Genomic DNA, 20,068 nt, shown 5'->3' on the forward strand with positions numbered 1-20,068 from the left:
CGCATATATCTATCAGATGTTTTCAATTTACATAGGTATCTATAGTAGCCGATAAAGGAAAGGTAGATTGAATAAAGCCACTGACGCAGGTGTCAGAAAAAACAAGAACCGGAGGCATTATGAACGTTTCTAGAACGCTGCTGGCGGCTAGCATCTTAACCGCCGCAGCCACCCCGGCGTCAGCGCTGGAAGTAGAGGTGGGAGGGCAGGTCAACCGGGCAATCATGTACGTGCAGGACGGTTACGGTTTTGAAGCCAATGACGGCACTGCCATTCTGGGCCGGGGCTCGGATACTGAGTACTACCATGTTGATAATCGAAACAGCCCAACGCGCTTCAATCTCGGTGCCACCCAGCGATTGTTTGAGGGGTGGACGGCAGGCGCACTGATCGAAATAGGGGCATATTCCAATTCTTCCAGTGATGTCGAGCCTGCCAATAAATCCACATCAGGCGAACTTGAGCAGAGAATCACTGACGCTTTTATTGATTCACCTTACGGTAAAATCACTGTCGGTCGTGGAGAGGGAGCCGCCTATAACACTGCGCGCCGGGATTACTCTGGCACAGGCGTGATCAGTTTTCGTAACCCGGGTCTGATTGGTGGCAGTCTGTATTACAAGCTTAAAGACTCGTCCGTTAAAACCCAATTCAATGCCGATGGCAGCTTCCAGGATCGTCAAAATTTCACGGAAGATGAGCTTCGGGGGGCGGATGGCGCAGGGCGCGTTAACCGGACAACCATCGCCGGAAGCATTCGCGATTACAATTTTGAAGGCAGGCATGACCGTATTCGCTATGACAGCCCCCGCATTGGCCCGGTGACGCTTTCGGCCAGTGTCGGACACAAAAGCGGTGGTGATGGCGAAGGTCATGAATCCATCATGCAAGTGGGTCTCAGGTCGGGGTTGCGTGCCCCCGGTGGCCGTGTGCTGGTGGGCCTTGGGTACTCCCGGGCGGAGCGCACCAACGTAGACCCCAGCGTCGCGTTTGACCCGAATCCCGGCGTTAGCCCTTACGTCAGGAAATACGGTGGCTCGGTGTCCTATTTTCACAGCGACACCGGTTTAAACCTGACGCTCGCTGCGGTGAACGATTCCGCTGAGCGCACCACCTCGGAAACGGAAGGTAACTTTTCATCAACCCGATCCGAGTTGGGTCAGTTCCGCTATGCCAAACTGGGGTATCGTCCCAACCGGACCCATGCGTTTGATATCCACTATGGCGAGACCATGAATCGTAACAAGGATGATGAAAAAGGATCGGTGATTGGTGTCGGTTATGTCTGGAGTCCGATGGATATGTTTGATGCCTATGCCGGCGCCAAGATTCACAGTTTCGAGCGTGGTTTCTGGTGCACGGAGTCTGGCAGAACCTGCTACAGCCCGGAGTATGAGGACATCACGATTGTCACCACGGGTGTGAGGGTGAAGTTCTAGGTAAGGTTGCTCTGTAATTGGTTTACAGGCCCAGATCACCAATCAGGGCACTGAGGGTGGCTTTGCCTTTTTTCTGGTTAGCCTCTTTGTCCTGGTCCCCGAGACCTTCCCAGCGAACATCGTCTTCCGGCAGCTCGTCCAGAAACCGGCTGGGAATGGTCTCCAGTTTCTCGCCGTACTGTTTGCGTGAGGCGGCATAGGTCAGCGCCAGGGTTTCCCTGGCCCGGGTGATACCCACATACATCAGGCGACGCTCCTCTTCGATGTTGCCCTCTTCAATGCTGCTTCGGTGCGGCAGGATTTCCTCTTCCAGGCCCATGATGAAAACATGGGGGAACTCCAGGCCCTTGGAGGCGTGCAGAGTCAGCAACTGCACCTTGTCGCTGTCGTCTTCCTCCTCCCGCTGCTCCATCATGTCTCGCAGAATCAGTTTGGCGATGGCATCTTCTATGCCCAGTTCATCGGCGGTACCCTTGCCGTCGTCCAGCATGCGCTGGATCGATTCCACCAGGTACCAGATGTTCTCCATCCGCCGTTCGGCCTGCTTCGGGCTGCCGGAGTGCTGGTGCAGCCATTCTTCGTATTCAATGTCGGTGAACAGCTGCTTGATCACCGGTATCGGATCTTCCGAAAACAGCCGTTCACAGGTTTTGTCCACCCAATGGGCAAAGCGGCGCAGCCGGTCCAGGCCTTTCTCGGTGACGTGGGTTTCCGCGCCCATATCGCCCAGTGCCTTGAACAGGCTGACGTTGCGAGCGCGGGCGTAGTGGCTCAGCTGTTCCAGGGTGCGCGGGCCAATCTCCCGGCGAGGCACGTTCACCACCCGCAGGAAGGCGGCGTCGTCATCCGGGTTGATCATCAGGCGCAGGTACGACATGGCATCCTTGATCTCGTTCTTGGAGAAGAACGACTGCCCACCGGAAATCCGATAGGGAATCTGATACGCCTGCAGCTTCATTTCCAGCAACCGGGCCTGGTGGTTGCCCCTGTACAGTACGGCAAAGTCTTTGAAATCGAGCCCGTTCTTCAGTTTCTGGTCCAGGATCTCTGTGGCCACCCGCTCGGTTTCCGCGTCTTCGTTGCGGCATCGGATGATGCGAATTTCCTCGCCGATGGTGTGGTCACTCCACAGGGCCTTCTCGAACACGTGGGGGTTGTTGGCAATCACCGTGTTGGCGCTGCGCAGGATGCGACCGGTGGAGCGGTAGTTCTGCTCCAGCTTGACGATCTTCAGGCTGGGAAAGTCGTCTTTCAGCTGCGCCAGGTTTTCCGGCCGGGCACCACGCCAGGCGTAGATGGACTGGTCGTCGTCGCCCACCACGGTAAACGCCGCCCGCTCTGCAACCAGTTGTTTGACCAGTTCGTACTGGCACACGTTGGTGTCCTGATATTCATCCACCAGCATGTAACGGATTTTCCGGCGCCATTTGGCCAGCACGTCCGGGGTGTCCCGGAACAACTGCACCGGCAGCAGGATCAGGTCGTCAAAATCCACCGCGTTGTAGGCTTTCAAATACTCGTTGTAGTGCTTGTAGACAATGGCGATGCGCTGCTCACGCTCGTCAGCAGCCTTGCTGTAGGCTTCCGACGGACTGCGCATGGCGTTTTTCCAGGACGAGATGGTCATCTGTACATCGTTCAGCTCGTCGCCGGCCTCGGCGCTGGCTTCCCGCATCATCAGGTCCTGCAGCAGGGCTTTGGCATCTTCGGCATCGAAGATGGAGAAACCGGGGTGGTAGCCCAGGTGCGCATGTTCCTCCCGGATAATATTCAGGCCCAGATTGTGAAAGGTGGACACGATCAGCCCCCGGGCCTTACCCCGGTCAACAATCCGGCTGACCCGTTCCTTCATTTCCCGGGCGGCCTTGTTGGTGAACGTCACTGCGGCAATGTGTCGCCCCGGAATGCCCAGCTCTTCAATCAGGTAGGCAATCTTGCGGGTGATTACACTGGTTTTGCCACTACCCGCCCCGGCCAGCACCAGCAGAGGGCCTTCGGCGTAGCGAACCGCTTCGCGTTGTCTCGGGTTGAGCTTGTTCACAATGTAGAGACCAAATAGGGAACCATGGGGATGTATTTAGCGTGGGGCTATTCTACACCAGCCAGACTTTCTGTACCTTGACGATCTATCAGCTATGCTTCCTAGAATGGACTCTGCTGTTGGCCGACACATGGATTTTGCTCGATGACACTGTCTCTGGACACCAGACCTGATCGTCTACGCCTGCTGGTACTGACCCCGGAATACGCGGATTTTCTGTGGTTATCCGCGCTGCTGGACGACGATCCGGAAATCAGTCCGGACGCCATATGGTGCCCGGACCTGGTGGATTGTGATGATCTTATCCGCAACGCCAGTTTCGATGTCATTGTCTGGGACTGCATTTTTCACGGTGGTGACGAACAGGCATTTCTACAGTATCTGTCCGTTTCCAGTGAAGACAAACCGGTGCTTGCCCTGAGCGCGGAACCCTGTAACGAGCGAGCAGGCGAGCTGTTGCGCGACGGTGCATCCGACTACCTGTGCCGGCAGACCCTGGATCGCTGGAACTTTCGTCGGGCGGTGAAGTATCTCTGGTATCGCGTGCAGCTGTCAGAGTCGGCCCACGGCCAGTTAGGCCGTGAGGTGGCAACCGGGTTTATCAATAGGGACCTGTTCTTCGATCGCCTGCAGCAGGCGCTGTTGCGGGCGGAGAGAGCTGGCCACCGGCTGGCACTCCTGCATCTCAATGTCGATGATTTTCGCAGTATCAACGAATCCTTCGGTTATCAGAAAAGCGACCAGTTGATGTTCCGGCTGGCGGAGCGGCTGCGGCAGAAGATGCGTCGGGTGGATTCGCTGATGCGCATCGGCGGCGACGAGTTGGCGATTATTATCGAGAAGGTGGAAGACTCGCTCGATATTACCCAGATTATCCGTAAGGTGGTGGTTGCACTGGATGAGCCGCTGACCGTTGACGGCCAGATGATTGTGGTCAGCGCCAGCGTGGGCGTGGCGACCTATCCCGAGGCGGGCGACAGCCCGGAAGAACTGCTGAGGCGGGCCAACCGGGCGATGTTCGAGGCCAAACGGGACCCGGGTACCAGTTATCGGTTCTATGACCGGCAGTTACATATTTCTGCTGGCTACCAGCTCCGGTTGGAAGCGGATTTGCGTAACGCTTTACGCGGTAAAGAGCTGGAGCTCTACTATCAACCAAGAATCGATCTGGCGACCGAAGAGGTTCGTGGCGTCGAGTGCCTTCTGCGCTGGAATCATCCCAAGCGAGGCCTGGTGGGGCCTGACGAGTTCATACCGGTGGCGGAACGCAGTGGCCTGATTGTACCCATTGGTTACTGGGTTATAGAGCAGGCCTGCAAGCGCCTGCAGGAGAGCGCTGAAATGGGCTTTCCCGGCCTGGTATTTGCAGTCAATCTGTCATTCCGCCAGTTCCACGACCGCAAGATGACCGAAACCATCTTCCGGATTATTTTCAACGCTAACGTCGACACCAGCCTGCTGGAGCTGGAACTGACCGAAAGCGCCATGATGCACGATCCGGATTACGCCCAGCGATGCCTGCGGGAACTCAATCAGCTAGGCATCAGCTTTGCCCTGGATGACTTCGGTACCGGTTTTTCATCCCTGAGCAATCTGCAACACCTGCCCATTTCCCTGGTGAAAATCGACAAATCCTTCGTCCAGGAACTGGGGCAGTCGGCGGATGCCGAGCACATCATCCGGGCCATCATCAGTCTGGCCCACAGCCTGCAGATCAGCGTGGTGGCGGAGGGTGTTGAAACCGAAAGCCAGCTGGAATTCCTGCGCCAGCAGCACTGCGATGAGATCCAGGGCTATTACTTTGCCCGCCCCATGCCCTGGAATGACCTTGTACAATTCCTGAACCACCGTAACCAGTCCGCTTGCCTGCAGCAGTAAGCCGCTGTACCTTTGCGCATTAATTCCGAACGCGATAATACACAGAGGTTGCATGAACAGTATCTCCCGGCGCATTGCCGACGAACTCGGCGTACGCGAGCAACAGGTTAATGCCACCGTTGCCTTGCTGGATGAAGGGGCCACCGTTCCGTTTATTGCCCGTTACCGTAAAGAGGTGACCGGCTCACTGGATGACAACCAGCTGCGAACCCTGGAAGAGCGTCTTCGTTACCTGCGCGAGCTGGAAGACCGCCGCGGCACCATCCTCAACAGCATTGATGAGCAGGGCAAGCTTACCGATGAGCTGCGCGCCGCCATCCAGGAGGCAGACACCAAGAACCGCCTGGAAGATCTGTATCTGCCCTACAAGCCCAAGCGCCGCACCAAGGCCCAGATTGCCCGAGAAGCCGGGCTGGAGCCCTTGGCTGACGCCCTGTTTGGCGACCCTACGCTGGACCCGGAAGCCACCGCCGCCGGTTACCTGAACCCGGAAGCTGGCGTGGAAGACACCAAAGCCGCGCTGGAAGGCGCCCGCCACATTCTGATGGAGCGCTTTGCCGAAGACGCCGAGTTGCTGGGTTCATTGCGGGACTTTATCTGGCAGGAAGGTCAGTTGAAAGTCGCGGTGGTGGATGGCAAGGAAAACGAAGGCGCCAAGTTCCGGGATTATTTTGATCACGTGGAGCCCCTGAAGAAAGTACCTTCACACCGGGCCCTGGCGATTCTGCGCGGACGTAACGAAGGCATACTGACCTACTCGCTGGTGGTGGGGGATGTCGAAGACGATCGCCGTCAGCCCCATCCCGCCGAGCAGCGGATTGCCGCGCGCTGGGGTATTCGGGATAACGGGCGGGCCGCCGACAAATGGCTGTCGGAAGTGGTGCGCTGGACCTGGCGGGTGAAGCTCTCTACCCAGATTGAAACCGACCTGATGTCTCAGGTAAGGGAAGCCGCCGAGGCCGAAGCCATCAACGTGTTTGCCGCCAACCTAAAAGACCTGTTGTTGCTGGCCCCGGCCGGCCCCCGGCCAACCCTGGGCCTGGACCCCGGTCTGCGTACTGGCGTTAAAGTCGCGGTGATCGACGGCACTGGCCAGGTGGTGGACCACGGGGCCATCTTCCCCCATGCGCCCCAGAACAAATGGGAGCCATCCATTGCCCAGCTGGCGGCCTGGTGCCAGAAATACCAGATTGAGCTGGTCGCCATCGGCAACGGCACCGCGTCCCGGGAAACCGAGAAGCTGGTGGGCGACCTGTGCAAACGCTATCCGGAACTGAAGCTGGCCCGTATTGTGGTGAACGAATCCGGTGCGTCCATCTACTCCGCCTCGGAATTTGCCTCAAAAGAGCTGCCGGATCTGGATGTTACCATCCGTGGTGCGGTGTCCATCGCCCGCCGCCTGCAGGACCCACTGGCGGAACTGGTAAAGATCGAACCCAAGTCCATCGGGGTTGGCCAGTACCAGCATGACGTTTCCCAGGTGCAGCTGTCCCGTAGCCTGGATGCGGTGGTGGAAGACTGTGTAAACGGCGTTGGGGTCGACCTGAATACGGCCTCCGTGCCTCTGCTTACCCGGGTATCCGGCCTGAATCCGAGCATTGCCCAGAATATCGTCGATTTTCGCAACCAGAACGGCAAGTTTGTCAGTCGCAAGCAGCTATTGAAGGTCTCCCGCCTGGGTGAGCGCACCTTTGAGCAGGCGGCCGGCTTCCTGCGTATTGCTGGCGGCGACAACCCGCTGGACCGTTCCTCGGTGCACCCGGAAGCCTACGGTGTGGTTGAGGCCATCGCGAAGGGTAATGGTCGCAAGGTGGAAGACATCATTGGCGACTCGGCGTTTCTGCGCAGCCTGAACCCTCAGGACTACGTTACCGAACAGTTTGGCCTGCCAACCATCAAAGACATCATCTCCGAACTGGAAAAGCCGGGCCGCGACCCGCGCCCAGAGTTCCGCTTTGCCAACTTCGAGGAAGGGGTGGAAACCCTGAATGACCTGAAACCAGGCATGGTGCTGGAAGGTTCGGTAACCAACGTCACCAATTTCGGCGCCTTTGTTGATATCGGCGTGCATCAGGACGGCCTGGTGCACATCTCCGCCCTGTCTCATACTTTCGTTAAAGATCCGCGCGAAGTGGTCAAGGCCGGTGATATTGTTAAGGTCAAAGTGATGGAAGTGGACATTCCCCGTAAACGCATCGGGCTGTCTATGCGTATGGATGACCAGCCCGGTGCCGAGACCCAGGCCAAGCCAGCCCGGGGCGCCGACCGCAACGCAGGTCGCCCCGGTGGTCGCAAACCCCAGGGTGGCCAGGGCCAGGCGCAGGGCGCCATGGCGGGTGCGTTGGCGCAGGCGCTGGCCTCTGCCCGCAAGAACGGTCGTTAAATCACCTTATCGATTCAACGCGATTGCTCCTCACGAGGGGGCAATCGCGCCAACAGGAGCTCACCATGGCTGAATCCCGCCACTCCCTGTTTCACCAGTTTGCGGCCAGCGATTGGGACGGTTTCCTCAAAGGGGTCGAAAAAGAAGGCCTTCGCGTGGATGCCAATGGTTTCATTGCCCAGACACCGCACCCGGAGGCGCTGGGCTCGGCCCTGACCCATCCACGGATTACCACCGATTATTCCGAAGCCCTGCTGGAGCTGATCACCCCGGTTTTCAGCTCCACTGAGGCCATGCTGGCATCGCTGCGAGACACCCACCGGTTTGTTCAGCAGAATCTCGGTGACGAAGTGTTCTGGTCGGCCAGTATGCCCTGTGAGATTGATGGCGATCAGAGCATTCCCATCGCTGAGTATGGCCGCTCCAACATTGGCCAGCTCAAGCATGTCTATCGGCAGGGTTTGGCTGTGCGTTACGGTCGCATCATGCAGAGTATTGCCGGGGCCCACTACAACCTGTCGTTACCCGACAGTTTCTGGCGTAAGTGGCAGCAACTGACCGGCAATCAGGATGCCCTGAAGGATTTCAAATCCGACCAGTATTTCTGGTTGATCCGCAATTTCCGCCGCCGAAGCTGGCTGTTAATGCTGTTGTTCGGTGCATCACCTGCCCTGGACGCCAGTTTCGTTGCCGGCGTGAAGCATGACCTAAGCCGGTTTGACGAGCGAACCTGGTATGGCAAACACGCTACGTCGCTGAGGATGGGTGATCTGGGTTACCACAACAATGCCCAGGCCTCCCTCAACATCTGTTTCAACGAGCTGGACACTTACACCCGTACCCTGGACCAGGCTATCCATACCAATTGGCCTGCCTATGAAGCCATTGGCACCCGTCGTAACGACGAGTTTATCCAGATCAACACCAGCGTGTTGCAGATTGAGAACGAGTATTACAGCGCCGTTCGTCCCAAACGCACCACCGAGCGCGCTGAGAAGCCTATCCAGGCGCTGGATGCCCGTGGAGTTGAATACATCGAGGTACGTTGTCTGGATCTGGACCCATTCTCGCCGGTAGGGGTCAACCGAGCGCAGATCGATTTTCTGGATCTGTTCCTGCTTGACTGCCTGCTGACCGACTCTCCCCGAATCGGAGATGACGAATGTCAGCGGCTGGATGACAACTATAAAGATGTGGTGGCATCAGGCCGCTGGCAGGAGCTGGGGGTGTGCCAGGGTGGCCAGCGGGTGCCGGTGGGTGATGCTGCCCGTGAGTTGCTGGATCGCTTGCAGCCGCTGGCGGATTTGCTGGACAGCTGGGGTAAGGACGAGACCTACCGTTCGGCCCTGGCTGCTCAGCGTGAAAAGTTGCAGGGGCAGGAATGGTCTGTGCCATCAGCCCGCGTACTGGCGTCGATGGAAGCCTCCGGGCTTGGTCACCGGGACTGGGTGCTGGCGTTGTCCCGGCAGCACCAGGAAACCCTCAGAAGCGAACCACTGGCTCCGGACGTGCTGGCGGATTACCAACGCATGTCGCGGGAATCCCTGGCCGAACAGAAGGCCCAGGAACAGTCGGATAAACTTCCGTTTGCCACCTTCCTGGAAGAGTATCTGCGCTCGTGAGCCGTGGTTGAGTCACAACCCGAAAGGGACGTGACGCACAGAAACCACAGAAGGGTTTGCCGGCTTCGTTACCTGCTGTTACTTTTGTTTACAACAGGTAAGGAGACTGCGCCATGGCAAGAGATATCAAGCTCGGATGGGATGTGGAAGCCCTCAACAAGGCGTATCGCCAGGGGTACATGGCGGGCTCCATGGGCATGGATAAAAACCGATGCCCGTATCGGGGTGAGGTGATCATCGCCGCCTGGGAAGCGGGTTGGGATGATGCCGGCCAAGTGGCTGCTGAGCAGCCCTCCAGCGACGACCTGTTCTCCCGAATCGCCTGACCTACCGTTGCACCACAAATTCCGTAAACAGCACGCCGGTGATGCGCTCACCGGTTTTCTGTTCTTCCAGGGCGGCATTGATCCGCTGTGCAGCTTCCCCTCTTAACGCTTGCTGGCCCTGTTGCGTAGTGAGCTGGTCAACGTCGGTCTGTTCACCGAACAACATTACCAATTCGTGCCGTAATCTTGGCATATGGGCCTCTACAGCAGCTCTTGTCGTCTCCTGCGAGGCCCGCAGGGTTACAGACGCTTTCAGGTAAATGACCTTGTTGCCGGGTTCGCCCACATGGGTCACAAATGCCGGCTCCATGGCGATGTAGTCGGTTACCCCCCGTTCCTCCGGCTCCTCCTCCGACATGGCCGGCCAGGCGATCAGGGAAGCGATAGCGAGTAACAGCGTTAGGGCGTATTTTCGGTGAAAGGTCATAGGCGCAATGTTCTTCATGGGTTAGGATTGGCAGCATCAGCTTACATGATGATTCCGGGGTGTTGATTTGACAAGCAGATGGGTGTTCGGCGTCGTTTTTCTTTTGTGCGCAGCTCTGTTGGCCGTGGCCTTTTACATGGAGCACGTCATGGGCCTGGAGCCTTGTCCGTTGTGCTGGTTGCAGCGTTTTGGTTTCATGGGCGCCGGGCTGGTAGCCCTGATTGCGTTTCTCCATGGCCCCACCGGTTTTGGTAACCGGGTGTATGGCTTTTTTCTGGTGCTGACCGCCGGTACCGGACTGGGCATTGCTGGCCGGCAGCTGTGGCTGCAAAGCCTGCCGGAGGATCAGGTGCCCGCCTGTGGCCCGTCCGTGGACTACATGCTTGAGGTGTTGCCCTGGTTTGAGGTGCTGCAGACGGCCCTGAAAGGTACCGGTGATTGCGCCGAGGTGGTCTGGCGCTTTCTCGGGTTGAGCATTCCTGGCTGGACAGCCGTGTTCTTCAGCTTGTTGGTGCTGGTTGGCCTGGTGATGATGTTCCGCCGATACCGGCCGAAAAACTGGTTGCAGGGCTGAAACGGTTGCGGGCCACCATGGCCTTGGGGTAACTTGATTCAGTCATGACGACAATCAAGTGAACGGCCATTTATCAGGCAGACTGACTGAGGGGAGACAGACGTCATGTTGGAGAACTGCAGAAACGCCAGGGAGCGTTGGGGCGGAGTCAGCGAGCTGATCGACCGTTGGCTGAAAGAGCGCCAGGAGCTGTTGGTGCGCTACTGCGATCTGTCGACCGAGACCGATTTTTCCCAGACCGAGATGCTGCGAGACAAGTTTGTCCGCCTCTGTGAGGTGCTGGTCGATTATGTGTCTGCCGGGCACTTCGAAGTCTACGAACAGTTGATCCAGGAAGCCCGTGAGTTCAACGATGGCGGCCTGGAGTTGGTGGCAAAGGTCTATCCCCGGATTGAGCAGACGACCGGTGTGGCTCTCAATTTCAATGATCGCGTTGATGGTCGACTGCTGACCGAAGGCGACGTCAGAGAGCTGTTCTCAGAGTTGTCCAAGCTGGGTGAAGTGCTGGAAAGCCGCTTCGAGATGGAAGACTTCCTGATCGAGCATCTGCATAACGCCCACGCTGGAAAAATGGCCTCAGCCTGATTCCGGGCAGCCAACAGAGTCTTCCAAAAAAACGGCCTGAATGTTCAGGCCGTTTTTTTATTGCCCGGTGTTATTCGCCTTGAGGGTTCACTGCCAGCAGTTCCACATCAAAAATCAGGGTTTCGTTGGGCCCGATCGCCTGATTGCCACCCGGGCCGTAGGCCAGATCGGCAGGAATGTAGAGCTTGTAGCGGGCGCCTTCGCTCATCAGTTGCAGGCCTTCGGTCCAGCCCGGAATTACCTGGCTAAGGCCAAAGGTAACCGGTTGGCCACGATCACGGGAGCTGTCGAACACATCGCCATTGATCAGCTCACCGGTGTAGTGTACCTGTACACGGTCTGAAGCTGTCGGGTTGTTGCCGTCGCCTTCCTCGATGACCTCATATTGCAGGCCAGACTCGGTGGTTTCCACACCATCCCGTTCAGCGTTCTGGGCCAGGAAGGCTTCGCCGGCTTCCAGGTTCTGGCTGGCCAGTTCGTTGTATTGCTGTTCCTGTTGGCTCTGAAGCTCCTCCTGATAGGCCATCAGTGCTTCCTGAATTTGCTCCCGGGTCAGGCGCTTGGTCTCCTCGTCACCGGCGTGGCCGTGCTGGATGCCCTGCAGGAACTGATCCATTTGCAGGTCAGGCAGGTCATTGCTCATGCGCTCACCAAGCACCAGGCCCATGCCGTAGCTGACTTTCTCCGGCGTCGTGTCCAGAGCGGGGTCCTTTGCGGAATCCTGGGCGGTAGAGCAGCCGGCAACCAGGCCGGTCATGGCGATAGCTAACAGGGTTTTCTTCATACGGGTATCCTTTGCGCGTGTAACAGGGCCAGACGGCCCACTTGGATTTGGCAAACAGGAAAGGTAACGGGTTCAGCCGCAGGATGCCACTGAAACTGTGGTAACAGTGTGATGCCGTTGGCGTCAGGTGCCGTTATCCCCGGGCGATGGAGCCAGGGAAAAAGGGGCTCGGTAGGGCGAGCGCCAGTCGTTGTCATTGTCGGCCCGGCGTTCGTTATGCAGGTTCTTGCCCGGACGTTCAATGGCCAGAGCGTTCCAGGGGCCCTGGGCCGGTGGCTGGTCGGCGTAGTGCCAGTTCCCCTCGGTGTCCTGCCATTTGAAGACAATCTCCGGGCCCTCGGTGGGAATGGGGGCCGGTAGCAGGCCTTCGAACGAAGGGATGGCCTCGGGTTTCTCCTCAGCCGCAGACTCCGATACCTTGCCTGGGTCCCCCAGGCCAAAGAAAATCAGCAACAACAGCAGGCCAAGAGCCGGAAACGATAGCCGAATAAGCCATTTCATCATCATGGCCGGAGTTCTCCTGCCGCAGTCTCCAGGAGGCCTGCCAGCGTGTCCAGTGATATGGGGCCCCGGGTGTCTGCTTCCCGACGCGGTGCTGCAGCCAATAGGTTTTGCTGGATGGCGGCTTTGCGATTGTGCATGTTGCCAGTCTCCGGGTACCTGGGTGTCAGTGTGTGCCAGGCCAGGGCAAGTTCGGTTTGCTCGGCCTGTAGTTCGGCCCGTGCCAGCGCTTCCCGGAGATCACGACAACCAATATGATGCCGGGGAATGGATTTTCTGGCCGAACGAATGCTGCCGGTTACACGGGATCGCCACTCTGTTACCTTAGCGTCCTCAACGCCAGTGAACAGGTGCCCGTTCACCCCCAACCAGCCGGCACAGAGAATTCGGGTAACGCTCCAGTCACAGGCCTGCAACGTCAGGCAGGCCTCGGCCAGCTCCGGGTTTTGCCAGCAGGCCAGTGCATAACGCCACAGGGGATTATCCGGTTCCATTGTTGCGGGCAGATTCAATGATTCTGTCTGCGGAACGGTCATGGCAGGGCGCTTCCCTGGCTGAAATCCATGGATAAAGACAGTCTATGTTAACGATAACCGATCTCAGTTTACAACGAGGCGGCGTCTGGTTGCTAGAAAACGTCAGCCTGACGGTGCAGCCCGGCCAGAGGGTAGCGATTGTTGGCGCTAATGGTGCCGGAAAATCCAGCCTGTTCCAGCTCTTACTGGGCCATCTGGCGCCGGAGCAGGGCAGTGTGTCGCTGCCAGGGGGCTGCCGTATAGCCCATATGGCGCAGGAGGTTGAGGCCAGCCAGCGATCTGCACGGGACTTTGTCCTGGATGGCGACTTTGAATTGCGCCGTATGGAGCGTGAGCTGGCCGATGCGGAAGCCCGGGATGATCATCACGCCATTGCCCGCCTGCACGGCGAGCTGGATGTACACGAAGCCTGGTCTGCGCCGAGAAGAGCCGACTCGTTGCTGCGTGGGTTGGGGTTTGCCGACAGCGATGTCGGCCGGCCAGTATCGGCGTTTTCAGGGGGCTGGCGTATTCGTCTGAATCTGGCCCAGGCCCTGATGAGGCCATCAGACCTCCTGTTGCTGGATGAGCCCACCAACCACCTGGACCTGGACGCCTGTCTGTGGCTTGAGAACTGGCTTCGTCGATATCCTGGCACCCTTCTATTTATCTCCCATGATCGGGATTTCATGGATCGGGTGGCCACACACCTGGTGCACTTTGATAACAAAAAGCTGGAACTCTACACCGGCAACTACTCGGCGTTTGAAGTGCAGCGCAGCGAGCGCCTGGCCCAGCAACAATCCAATTACGAGCGCCAGCAGGCCCGTATTGCCGAGATTCAGCGATTCATTGACCGCTTCAAGGCCAAGGCTACCAAGGCCCGCCAAGCCCAGAGCCGGGTCAAGGCCCTGGAGCGCATGGAACGAATCGCGCCAGCCCATGTGGATTCGCCCTTCACCTTTGAATTTCCGATGGCGGACAAGGTGTCCAACCCGTTGTTGTCCATTCGCAACGGTGTGGCCGGCCATGGCCAGACGGCTATCCTGAATAATATCAACGTCACCTTATTGCCCGGCTCGCGCATTGGTTTGCTCGGCCCCAACGGTGCGGGCAAATCAACCTTTATGGATGCCCTGCGGGGCACCGGTACCCTTCTGTCGGGTGAGCGTACCTGTGGCGAGCACCTGGCCACCGGGTATTTTGCCCAGCACCAGCTGGAAGCCCTGGATCTGGATGCCAGCCCGTTCCTGCATTTGCAGCGGTTGTCGCCCCGTGCGTCCGAGCAATCGGTGCGGAACTTTCTGGGCGGCTTTGATTTCCATGGCGATGAGGCCCTGAGCCCAATTCGCTCGTTCTCCGGGGGTGAGAAAGCCCGGGTCGCCCTGGCGGTGATCGCCTGGCAGAAACCCAACCTGCTATTGCTGGATGAGCCCACCAACCACCTGGACCTGGAGATGCGCCAGGCCCTGACCATGGCATTGCAGAATTTTGATGGTGCCATTGTGGTGGTGTCCCATGATCGGCACCTGTTACGCAATACCGTAGACGAGTTCTGGCTGGTGTCGGATGGCACAGTCCAGGAATACGACGGCGACCTGGAAGACTATGAACGCTGGCTGGCAGACCGCAGGAAGGATGAGGACGAGCCCCCCAAACGCCAGGTAGCTGAAGATTCAGAGGCTGAAAAGAAGGCGGGCAGTGCCCAGGCATTGACGGCCGAAGAGCGCAAGGCCAGAAAACGCCAGGAGGCGGAACTTCGCCAGAAGCTGAGCCCGTGGCGGAAAAAACAGGTATCTCTGGAAGCTCGGATGGATCAGCTGCAGCAGCAATTGGCAGGCGTGGAAGCTTCTCTGGGCGACCCTGCGGTGTACGAAGACAGCGGGAAAGTACGCCTGAAGGCGCTGCTGGCGGAGCAGACCGAACTCAAGCGGGCCCTGGAGGAGGCCGAGGCCGAATGGCTGGAGGTCAGCGAAACGCTGGAAAATCTGGAGGCCGAACTGGCTGGATAGTTTACCGGGTGCCGATTTCCAGGGTGAAATCCTGTTTGGACAGGTAATCCCGCTCGTTCTCCAAGTCTGCCAGGGTCAGTGGCCGGTTATCCAGCCAGCCTTCCGGAAACTCCACCACCAGCTTGTTTTCATGGCCATGGAGGACGAATTCGGGTGGCTGCTCCAGATTCCTGGGGTGTTGGATTAGCACGGCCAGCCTTAGCAAAACGCACAGGTAGCGCAGGCGCGGCTTGTCTTCCGGCTCTATGCCCTCGAACACGGTGGAGGAGAATTTCCGTCGATGGCCACGCACCAGGGTGGCCAGATCTTTTTGAAACTGCTGGGTAAACCCGGGCAAGTCGGAATAACGCAGCAGATAAGCGCCATGTTTGTGGTACTGGCTGTGGGAGATGGTCAGACCAATCTCGTGCAGCCGGCAGGCCCAGCGCAGTACATCCTCGTCCGCTGACGTATGCAGGCCCCATTGATCGGCCACTTGCTGCCATGCAGCAATAGCCGTTTGCTCAACGGCAGCGCCGTGAGCCTGGTCCACATGGTAGCGCTCCTGCAGCGCGGCAATGGTGCGCTCCCGTACATCCTCGTGCTGGATACGGCCTACGATGTCGTACAGCAGCCCCTCCCGCAGCGCGCCATCAGCGAAGGTCATCGCTTGAATATTCAGTGATCGGAACGCCGCCAGCAGGATGGCAAACCCGGCCGGGAAAATGCTTTGCCGGTCCTGGCGCACGCCCAGGTCTGCCAGTTTTTCGACCCTGCCCATGTCGACAAGCCGTTTACGCAGCTCTTCCATTGCGTCACGGGTGAGGGTGCCATCGGTGATCTTCAGGTTGGCCAGCACACTGCAGATCGCCTTGATGGATCCTGAGGAACCGACGGCACTCTGCCAGCCAACCGAGCGGTAGTGCTGGCGGATGTTCAGGAGCTCCTGTTCGGCGTGAGTGATCGCTTTGTCCATCTGCCGCCGGGTAATTTTGCCGTCCGGGAAATAGCGATTGCGAAACGACACACAGCCCATATGCAGGCTTTCCAGCTCCTGGGGCTCAAATCGCTGGCCGATAATGAATTCGGTGCTGCCGCCGCCAATATCGATGACCAGTCGCTTACCTTCGTCATCGGCCAGGGTGTGGGAAACGCCAAGGTAGATCAGGCGGGCTTCTTCCCGTCCCGCGATGATCTCAACCGGGTAACCGAGGACCTCTTCTGCCCGGGCAATGAACTCGGGGGCGTTGCGGGCCACTCTCAAAGCGTTGGTACCGACAATCTGAACGCCCTCGGCAGGCATGCCCTGCAGGCGCTGGGCAAACCGGCTGAGACATTCCAGAGCCCTTTGCTGGGCTTCTTCTGTCAGCCGGTTATAGGGGTCCAGCCCAGCGCCAAGCTGGACTTTCTCGCCCATCTTTTCGACCGTGCGAATTTCACCATGGACCAGCCTGGCCACGACCATATGGAAGCTGTTGGAGCCCATATCAATGGCTGCCAGCATGTCCGGGGAGGGGGCGGTGTTCTCGGCAGGGGATGCGGCCGTCACGTGGGTTGGCGTCCTGTATGGTGTGAACTTGTCGATACAATGGCCGTACTATAAAAGAAAGCGCGGTGCGCTGTCAGTAACGGTCTGCGGTGAATACGGATGCGGATCGTCGCCGACGGAAACAGATCTCGCTTCACATTGAGGCCGGCAATCGCGTAAAGTATTCGTCTAACGAAATCCGGGCAGGCGACATTCCGATGACGGTTTGTAGAGCCTGCTACAGTCAACAGCGACTCCGACGCGGCTGCGTTACAGGCCCCGGAGCGCCTGAATCAGGAAAAGGTAATGAGCGGAAATATCGTTAATGTCACCGACGCTTCTTTCGAACAGGACGTACTGAAGTCCGACGTCCCGGTACTGGTTGACTACTGGGCTGAGTGGTGCGGCCCGTGCAAGATGATTGCCCCGGTTCTGGAAGAAATCGCCGACGAATACGACGGCAAGCTCAAGGTCTGCAAGCTCAACATCGACGAAAACGAACAGACCCCGCCCAAGTTCAACATCCGTGGTATCCCGACCCTCATGCTGTTCAAGAACGGCAACGTGGACGCCACCAAAGTTGGCGCTTTGTCCAAGTCACAACTCGCCGCCTTCCTCGACAGCAACCTCTGATCCGCTGTTGAAGAAAGCCGCCCCTGAACATGGTTCACGGGCGGTTTTTTTGTGCCTCAATCACCCTCACTGGCCGCCAGTCGCAAGGTGAGCTTTATTTCCAGGCCTTGGAGCGGTCCAGGTCCGAGTCTTTTTGCTCAACCCAGTGTTCGGTGTCTCCGGTGATTTCCTTTTTCCAGAACGGGGCTGACGTTTTCAGGGCGTCCATGATGAATTCGCAGGCTGCAAACGCATCCCCCCGGTGAGCACTGCACACACCGACAAACACGATCTGATCCGACAGCGCCAGCCGCCCGACCCGATGAATCACCCTCGCCTTGCGTACATCCCAGCGCTGGGAGGCGGAGTCAATCAATCCCTGAATCACCTGTTCCGTCATGCCCGGATAATGCTCCAGGAACAGTCCAGTCACCCCGGACAGGTCCCCGGAGTCCCGCACCAGCCCGGAAAAGGTCGCCACCGCACCAGTGCCGGAACCGGAGGCGCGCAGCGCCTCGTATTCCGCGCCGACATCGAAATCTTCCGTCTGGATAGAGATCATTTCAACCTCCGGTCACCGGTGGAAAGAAGGCCACTTCATCGCCCGGCATGACCGGCGTTGAAGGTTTGGCCATGGCCTGGTTGACGGCCGCCATGACCGGCTGCTCGCCCTGCAGCTGGGCCCAGGGGCCGCCCCGGGCGGCCAGTTCCGACAACAGGCCCCCAACGGTTTGGCCCGGGGTTGCCGGCAACTCAAGGCTCTCGGTATCAAGCTCCTCGCGAAGCCGTGCGAAAAAGCGAACAGTCAGGTTCTGGTCAGTCATGATCAGCTCATCAGTTCAGGGTATGAGTAATACATCACCGGGTCACCAACATTGATGGTGCTGTTTTCCGGCACCACCGCCAGGCCGGAGCTCCAGCAAGCGGCACTCAGCACGCCGGAGCTCTGGTTCGGGGCAGCGGACACGGAAGCGGTGGCCCCGTTGCCTGTCTTGCGGGCGCGCACAAACTCCCGTCGGATGGATGGTGAATGGGTGGTGAAGTCTGCGGGCAGGCATTCCCCGATCGGCAGCGCGTCGGGTCGCCCCTGGCGTTTGCGAATGTAGGGCATCACGATGACCATAAAGGAAATCAACACAGAGGCCGGGTTGCCGGGCAGCCCAAGCACCGGCGTGTCGTCAATGCTGCCGAACGCCAAAGGTTTGCCAGGCTTGATGGCCATCCGCCACAAAGACAGTCGGCCGGACTCCTCGAGCACTGCGCGCACGTGGTCTTCTTCGCCCACCGACACGCCGCCACTGGTGATAATCAGGTCGGCTTTTCTTGCCGCCTCTTGCAGTGCCTGGCGGGTGCCGTCGCGAGTATCCCGAACGGTCTCGCAGAGGATAGCCTCACATCCCGCCTGTGCCAGCATCCCGAGCAGGGTGTAGCGATTGCTGTTGTAAATCTGGCCGGGGGCAAGCGGCTCGCCGGGTTGTACCAGTTCATCGCCGGTGCTCAGGATGGCCACCCGCAACCGGTCCAGTACCGGCACCTGTGCGATGCCCATCGAGGCCAGTAAGCCCATTTCCTGGGGGCGAATAAGGGTGCCCCGGGGCAATGCCAGATCCCCCTGGGTCAGGTCCTGTCCGCGACGACGAATGTTCTGCCCGGCGCTGACTTCGGCCATGATGAGGATGTTGTCACCGGTACGTTCCACCCGCTCCTGCATCACCACCGCATTCGCGCCCTCCGGAATCTCTGAACCGGTGAAGATTCGCACAGCGGTACCGGGCGCCAGTGGTTTGGGGGCCGTGCCCGCCGGCACCCGGTCAGAGACCACCAGCGCCCGCCCGGGTGCGACGTCTGAGTGGTACACCGCATAGCCATCCACGGCGCTGTTGTCAGCCGGGGGAACGTCCGCCGGCACATACTGGTTCTCGGCCAGGACCCGCCCCAAACACTCGCTGAGCGGCACCGCCTGGGATTGTGTGACAGCGGTGGCGCGACTCAATATGTAGTTGAGAGCGTCGTCAACAGAGATCAGGTCAGAGCCTGCCATGGTACCTCCCGGTTATTTTTCTGCGCGGTTGCCAATGACTTCCTGAAGCCGGCTGAAAGCACGCTCTGGCTTGCGCATGACCAGTCCGGAATAGTTGCAGGGGCCGTGCCGGCTGTCCAGCTGGTCTTTCAGAATGCCTTCCCAGCCAGTCCTGCAGGCACCGGTTGAACCCGGCAGGCAGAAAATAACGGTGTTGTTGGCCATGCCACCGAATGACCGGGACTGAATCGTGGAAGAACGGATCTCCAGCGCCGATAACCGGCGAAATTCCTCGCCGAAACCCTCAATGACCTTGTCCAGCAGGGGCTTGACCGCTTCCGGTGTGCTGTCTCGTTCATGAAAGCCGGTGCCGCCGGTTATGATGACCGCCTGAACGTCCTGGTCCGCAATCCATTGTGAAATAATAGCGCGTATCAGGTAAACGTCGTCCGGAAGTATCCGGCGAGACACCAGTCGGTGGCCGGCCTCAATCACGCTGTCTTCGAGGAACTGCCCGGAGGTGTCCTGCTCGAAACCCCGTGTGTCAGATACGGTCAAAATAGCAATGTTCAGAGGTTTGAGTTCATTCGTAAGCTCAGTGCTCATGGCTTGGCTCCGCTCTACTGCATTCGAGATGCGTTCATCAGTAATACTAGTGTCAGTATCCGTATACGGGCCGCAGATGGGAAGGGAGTAACCCATCAGAGGGAGGTGTGCCGGTGGCGGAAGATCATGAAACTGACTTAATTTTGGGCAGAGGTCTTGACAGACGCCTTCAAGGTGGTCGATTATGCGGCTTGCCCGGCGAACGGTTGTTCCCACTCTCTGGCTTCAGCAAACAA

At 58.6% G+C, this 20,068-nt stretch carries 19 protein-coding genes; 9 read left to right on the top strand and 10 right to left on the bottom strand.

Going from position 1 to position 20,068, the window contains the following annotated elements:
* The first annotated feature begins 119 nt into the window (after window positions 1–119).
* Complete coding sequence (locus QUE75_RS02645) at window positions 120–1,439, top strand: porin (RefSeq protein ID WP_286253427.1); 1,320 nt, start codon at window positions 120–122, stop codon at window positions 1,437–1,439.
* Window positions 1,440–1,461: 22 nt separating this feature from the next.
* Here the strand turns inward: QUE75_RS02645 and rep are convergent, their stop codons facing one another.
* Window positions 1,462–3,480 (bottom strand): DNA helicase Rep, encoded by a 2,019-nt coding sequence (rep, locus tag QUE75_RS02650; RefSeq protein ID WP_286253428.1) that lies wholly within the window; start codon window positions 3,478–3,480, stop codon window positions 1,462–1,464.
* Between the two features lie 144 nt (window positions 3,481–3,624).
* Between rep and QUE75_RS02655 the strand changes: the two genes are divergently transcribed.
* The 4 genes from QUE75_RS02655 to rmf all read left to right on the top strand — a co-directional run bounded on the left by QUE75_RS02655 (window position 3,625) and on the right by rmf (window position 9,689).
* Complete coding sequence (locus QUE75_RS02655; RefSeq protein WP_286253429.1) at window positions 3,625–5,358, top strand: EAL domain-containing protein; 1,734 nt, start codon at window positions 3,625–3,627, stop codon at window positions 5,356–5,358.
* 52 nt (window positions 5,359–5,410) lie between these two features.
* Window positions 5,411–7,741, top strand: a complete 2,331-nt coding sequence (locus QUE75_RS02660; RefSeq protein WP_286253430.1) for a Tex family protein — start codon at window positions 5,411–5,413, stop codon at window positions 7,739–7,741.
* A 65-nt stretch (window positions 7,742–7,806) separates the two neighbouring features.
* Complete coding sequence (gshA, locus tag QUE75_RS02665) at window positions 7,807–9,363, top strand: glutamate--cysteine ligase (RefSeq protein ID WP_286253431.1); 1,557 nt, start codon at window positions 7,807–7,809, stop codon at window positions 9,361–9,363.
* A gap of 113 nt (window positions 9,364–9,476) precedes the next feature.
* Complete coding sequence (gene rmf, locus QUE75_RS02670; protein ID WP_058091935.1) at window positions 9,477–9,689, top strand: ribosome modulation factor; 213 nt, start codon at window positions 9,477–9,479, stop codon at window positions 9,687–9,689.
* A 1-nt stretch (window position 9,690) separates the two neighbouring features.
* Here rmf and QUE75_RS02675 read toward each other — a convergent pair whose 3' ends face one another.
* The gene (locus QUE75_RS02675; protein ID WP_286253432.1) at window positions 9,691–10,116 is read right to left on the bottom strand and encodes a flagellar basal body-associated FliL family protein; all 426 of its coding nucleotides are present in this window, start codon (window positions 10,114–10,116) and stop codon (window positions 9,691–9,693) included.
* A gap of 67 nt (window positions 10,117–10,183) precedes the next feature.
* Here QUE75_RS02675 and QUE75_RS02680 point away from each other — a divergent pair, with 67 nt between their 5' ends.
* Both QUE75_RS02680 and rsd read left to right on the top strand, forming a co-directional pair.
* Entirely contained in the window at window positions 10,184–10,690 is a 507-nt protein-coding gene (locus QUE75_RS02680) for a disulfide bond formation protein B (protein WP_138436841.1), read from the top strand.
* A 105-nt stretch (window positions 10,691–10,795) separates the two neighbouring features.
* Window positions 10,796–11,275, top strand: a complete 480-nt coding sequence (gene rsd, locus QUE75_RS02685; protein WP_286253434.1) for a sigma D regulator — start codon at window positions 10,796–10,798, stop codon at window positions 11,273–11,275.
* 70 nt (window positions 11,276–11,345) lie between these two features.
* Here rsd and QUE75_RS02690 read toward each other — a convergent pair whose 3' ends face one another.
* The 3 genes from QUE75_RS02690 to QUE75_RS02700 all read right to left on the bottom strand — a co-directional run bounded on the left by QUE75_RS02690 (window position 11,346) and on the right by QUE75_RS02700 (window position 13,096).
* Window positions 11,346–12,059 carry an FKBP-type peptidyl-prolyl cis-trans isomerase gene (locus QUE75_RS02690; RefSeq protein ID WP_286253435.1) on the bottom strand — a complete coding sequence of 238 codons (714 nt, stop codon included), beginning with the start codon at window positions 12,057–12,059 and terminating at the stop codon, window positions 11,346–11,348.
* A 123-nt stretch (window positions 12,060–12,182) separates the two neighbouring features.
* Complete coding sequence (locus tag QUE75_RS02695) at window positions 12,183–12,566, bottom strand: hypothetical protein (RefSeq protein WP_072678671.1); 384 nt, start codon at window positions 12,564–12,566, stop codon at window positions 12,183–12,185.
* The gene (locus tag QUE75_RS02700; protein ID WP_286253446.1) at window positions 12,563–13,096 is read right to left on the bottom strand and encodes a DUF2390 domain-containing protein; all 534 of its coding nucleotides are present in this window, start codon (window positions 13,094–13,096) and stop codon (window positions 12,563–12,565) included. The genes QUE75_RS02695 and QUE75_RS02700 overlap by 4 nt, the downstream gene beginning before the upstream one ends.
* A gap of 44 nt (window positions 13,097–13,140) precedes the next feature.
* On the opposite strand from QUE75_RS02700, the gene QUE75_RS02705 reads away from it, so the two are divergent.
* Window positions 13,141–15,087, top strand: a complete 1,947-nt coding sequence (locus QUE75_RS02705; RefSeq protein WP_286253448.1) for an ATP-binding cassette domain-containing protein — start codon at window positions 13,141–13,143, stop codon at window positions 15,085–15,087.
* A 1-nt stretch (window position 15,088) separates the two neighbouring features.
* Here QUE75_RS02705 and ppx read toward each other — a convergent pair whose 3' ends face one another.
* On the bottom strand, window positions 15,089–16,615 hold the full coding sequence (gene ppx / locus QUE75_RS02710) for an exopolyphosphatase (RefSeq protein ID WP_286253450.1): 1,527 nt from the start codon (window positions 16,613–16,615) through the stop codon (window positions 15,089–15,091).
* Window positions 16,616–16,900: 285 nt separating this feature from the next.
* On the opposite strand from ppx, the gene trxA reads away from it, so the two are divergent.
* A complete protein-coding gene (trxA, locus tag QUE75_RS02715) occupies window positions 16,901–17,227 on the top strand; it encodes a thioredoxin TrxA (RefSeq protein ID WP_011784020.1) in 327 nt (108 codons plus the stop codon).
* Window positions 17,228–17,321: 94 nt separating this feature from the next.
* Here the strand turns inward: trxA and QUE75_RS02720 are convergent, their stop codons facing one another.
* The 4 genes from QUE75_RS02720 to moaB are packed head-to-tail and all read right to left on the bottom strand — an operon-like array spanning window position 17,322 to window position 19,832.
* Window positions 17,322–17,768, bottom strand: a complete 447-nt coding sequence (locus QUE75_RS02720; protein WP_286253460.1) for a molybdenum cofactor biosynthesis protein MoaE — start codon at window positions 17,766–17,768, stop codon at window positions 17,322–17,324.
* 1 nt (window position 17,769) lies between these two features.
* Window positions 17,770–18,030 (bottom strand): molybdopterin converting factor subunit 1, encoded by a 261-nt coding sequence (gene moaD / locus QUE75_RS02725; RefSeq protein ID WP_286253462.1) that lies wholly within the window; start codon window positions 18,028–18,030, stop codon window positions 17,770–17,772.
* A 2-nt stretch (window positions 18,031–18,032) separates the two neighbouring features.
* Window positions 18,033–19,247 carry a molybdopterin molybdotransferase MoeA gene (locus QUE75_RS02730; RefSeq protein ID WP_286253465.1) on the bottom strand — a complete coding sequence of 405 codons (1,215 nt, stop codon included), beginning with the start codon at window positions 19,245–19,247 and terminating at the stop codon, window positions 18,033–18,035.
* A gap of 12 nt (window positions 19,248–19,259) precedes the next feature.
* Entirely contained in the window at window positions 19,260–19,832 is a 573-nt protein-coding gene (gene moaB / locus QUE75_RS02735; protein ID WP_061332513.1) for a molybdenum cofactor biosynthesis protein B, read from the bottom strand.
* Window positions 19,833–20,068: the final 236 nt, after the last annotated feature.

It is taken from the genome of Marinobacter shengliensis (assembly GCF_030297115.1).
Taxonomy (GTDB): Bacteria; Pseudomonadota; Gammaproteobacteria; order Pseudomonadales; family Oleiphilaceae; genus Marinobacter; species Marinobacter shengliensis.

Excerpts from the sequence above, each read along its gene's own strand:
- QUE75_RS02720 (WP_286253460.1), bottom strand. The coding sequence starts at position 17,768 with ATGATCTCTATCCAGACGGAAGATTTCGATGTCGGCGCGGAATACGAG.
- QUE75_RS02695 (WP_072678671.1), bottom strand. The coding sequence starts at position 12,566 with ATGATGATGAAATGGCTTATTCGGCTATCGTTTCCGGCTCTTGGCCTG.
- rsd (WP_286253434.1), top strand. The coding sequence starts at position 10,796 with ATGTTGGAGAACTGCAGAAACGCCAGGGAGCGTTGGGGCGGAGTCAGC.
- QUE75_RS02705 (WP_286253448.1), top strand. The coding sequence starts at position 13,141 with ATGTTAACGATAACCGATCTCAGTTTACAACGAGGCGGCGTCTGGTTG.
- moaB (WP_061332513.1), bottom strand. The coding sequence starts at position 19,832 with ATGAGCACTGAGCTTACGAATGAACTCAAACCTCTGAACATTGCTATT.
- QUE75_RS02690 (WP_286253435.1), bottom strand. The coding sequence starts at position 12,059 with ATGAAGAAAACCCTGTTAGCTATCGCCATGACCGGCCTGGTTGCCGGC.
- QUE75_RS02675 (WP_286253432.1), bottom strand. The coding sequence starts at position 10,116 with ATGACCTTTCACCGAAAATACGCCCTAACGCTGTTACTCGCTATCGCT.
- QUE75_RS02700 (WP_286253446.1), bottom strand. The coding sequence starts at position 13,096 with ATGACCGTTCCGCAGACAGAATCATTGAATCTGCCCGCAACAATGGAA.
- QUE75_RS02655 (WP_286253429.1), top strand. The coding sequence starts at position 3,625 with ATGACACTGTCTCTGGACACCAGACCTGATCGTCTACGCCTGCTGGTA.
- moaD (WP_286253462.1), bottom strand. The coding sequence starts at position 18,030 with ATGACTGACCAGAACCTGACTGTTCGCTTTTTCGCACGGCTTCGCGAG.
- rmf (WP_058091935.1), top strand. The coding sequence starts at position 9,477 with ATGGCAAGAGATATCAAGCTCGGATGGGATGTGGAAGCCCTCAACAAG.
- gshA (WP_286253431.1), top strand. The coding sequence starts at position 7,807 with ATGGCTGAATCCCGCCACTCCCTGTTTCACCAGTTTGCGGCCAGCGAT.
- QUE75_RS02660 (WP_286253430.1), top strand. The coding sequence starts at position 5,411 with ATGAACAGTATCTCCCGGCGCATTGCCGACGAACTCGGCGTACGCGAG.
- trxA (WP_011784020.1), top strand. The coding sequence starts at position 16,901 with ATGAGCGGAAATATCGTTAATGTCACCGACGCTTCTTTCGAACAGGAC.
- QUE75_RS02730 (WP_286253465.1), bottom strand. The coding sequence starts at position 19,247 with ATGGCAGGCTCTGACCTGATCTCTGTTGACGACGCTCTCAACTACATA.
- QUE75_RS02645 (WP_286253427.1), top strand. The coding sequence starts at position 120 with ATGAACGTTTCTAGAACGCTGCTGGCGGCTAGCATCTTAACCGCCGCA.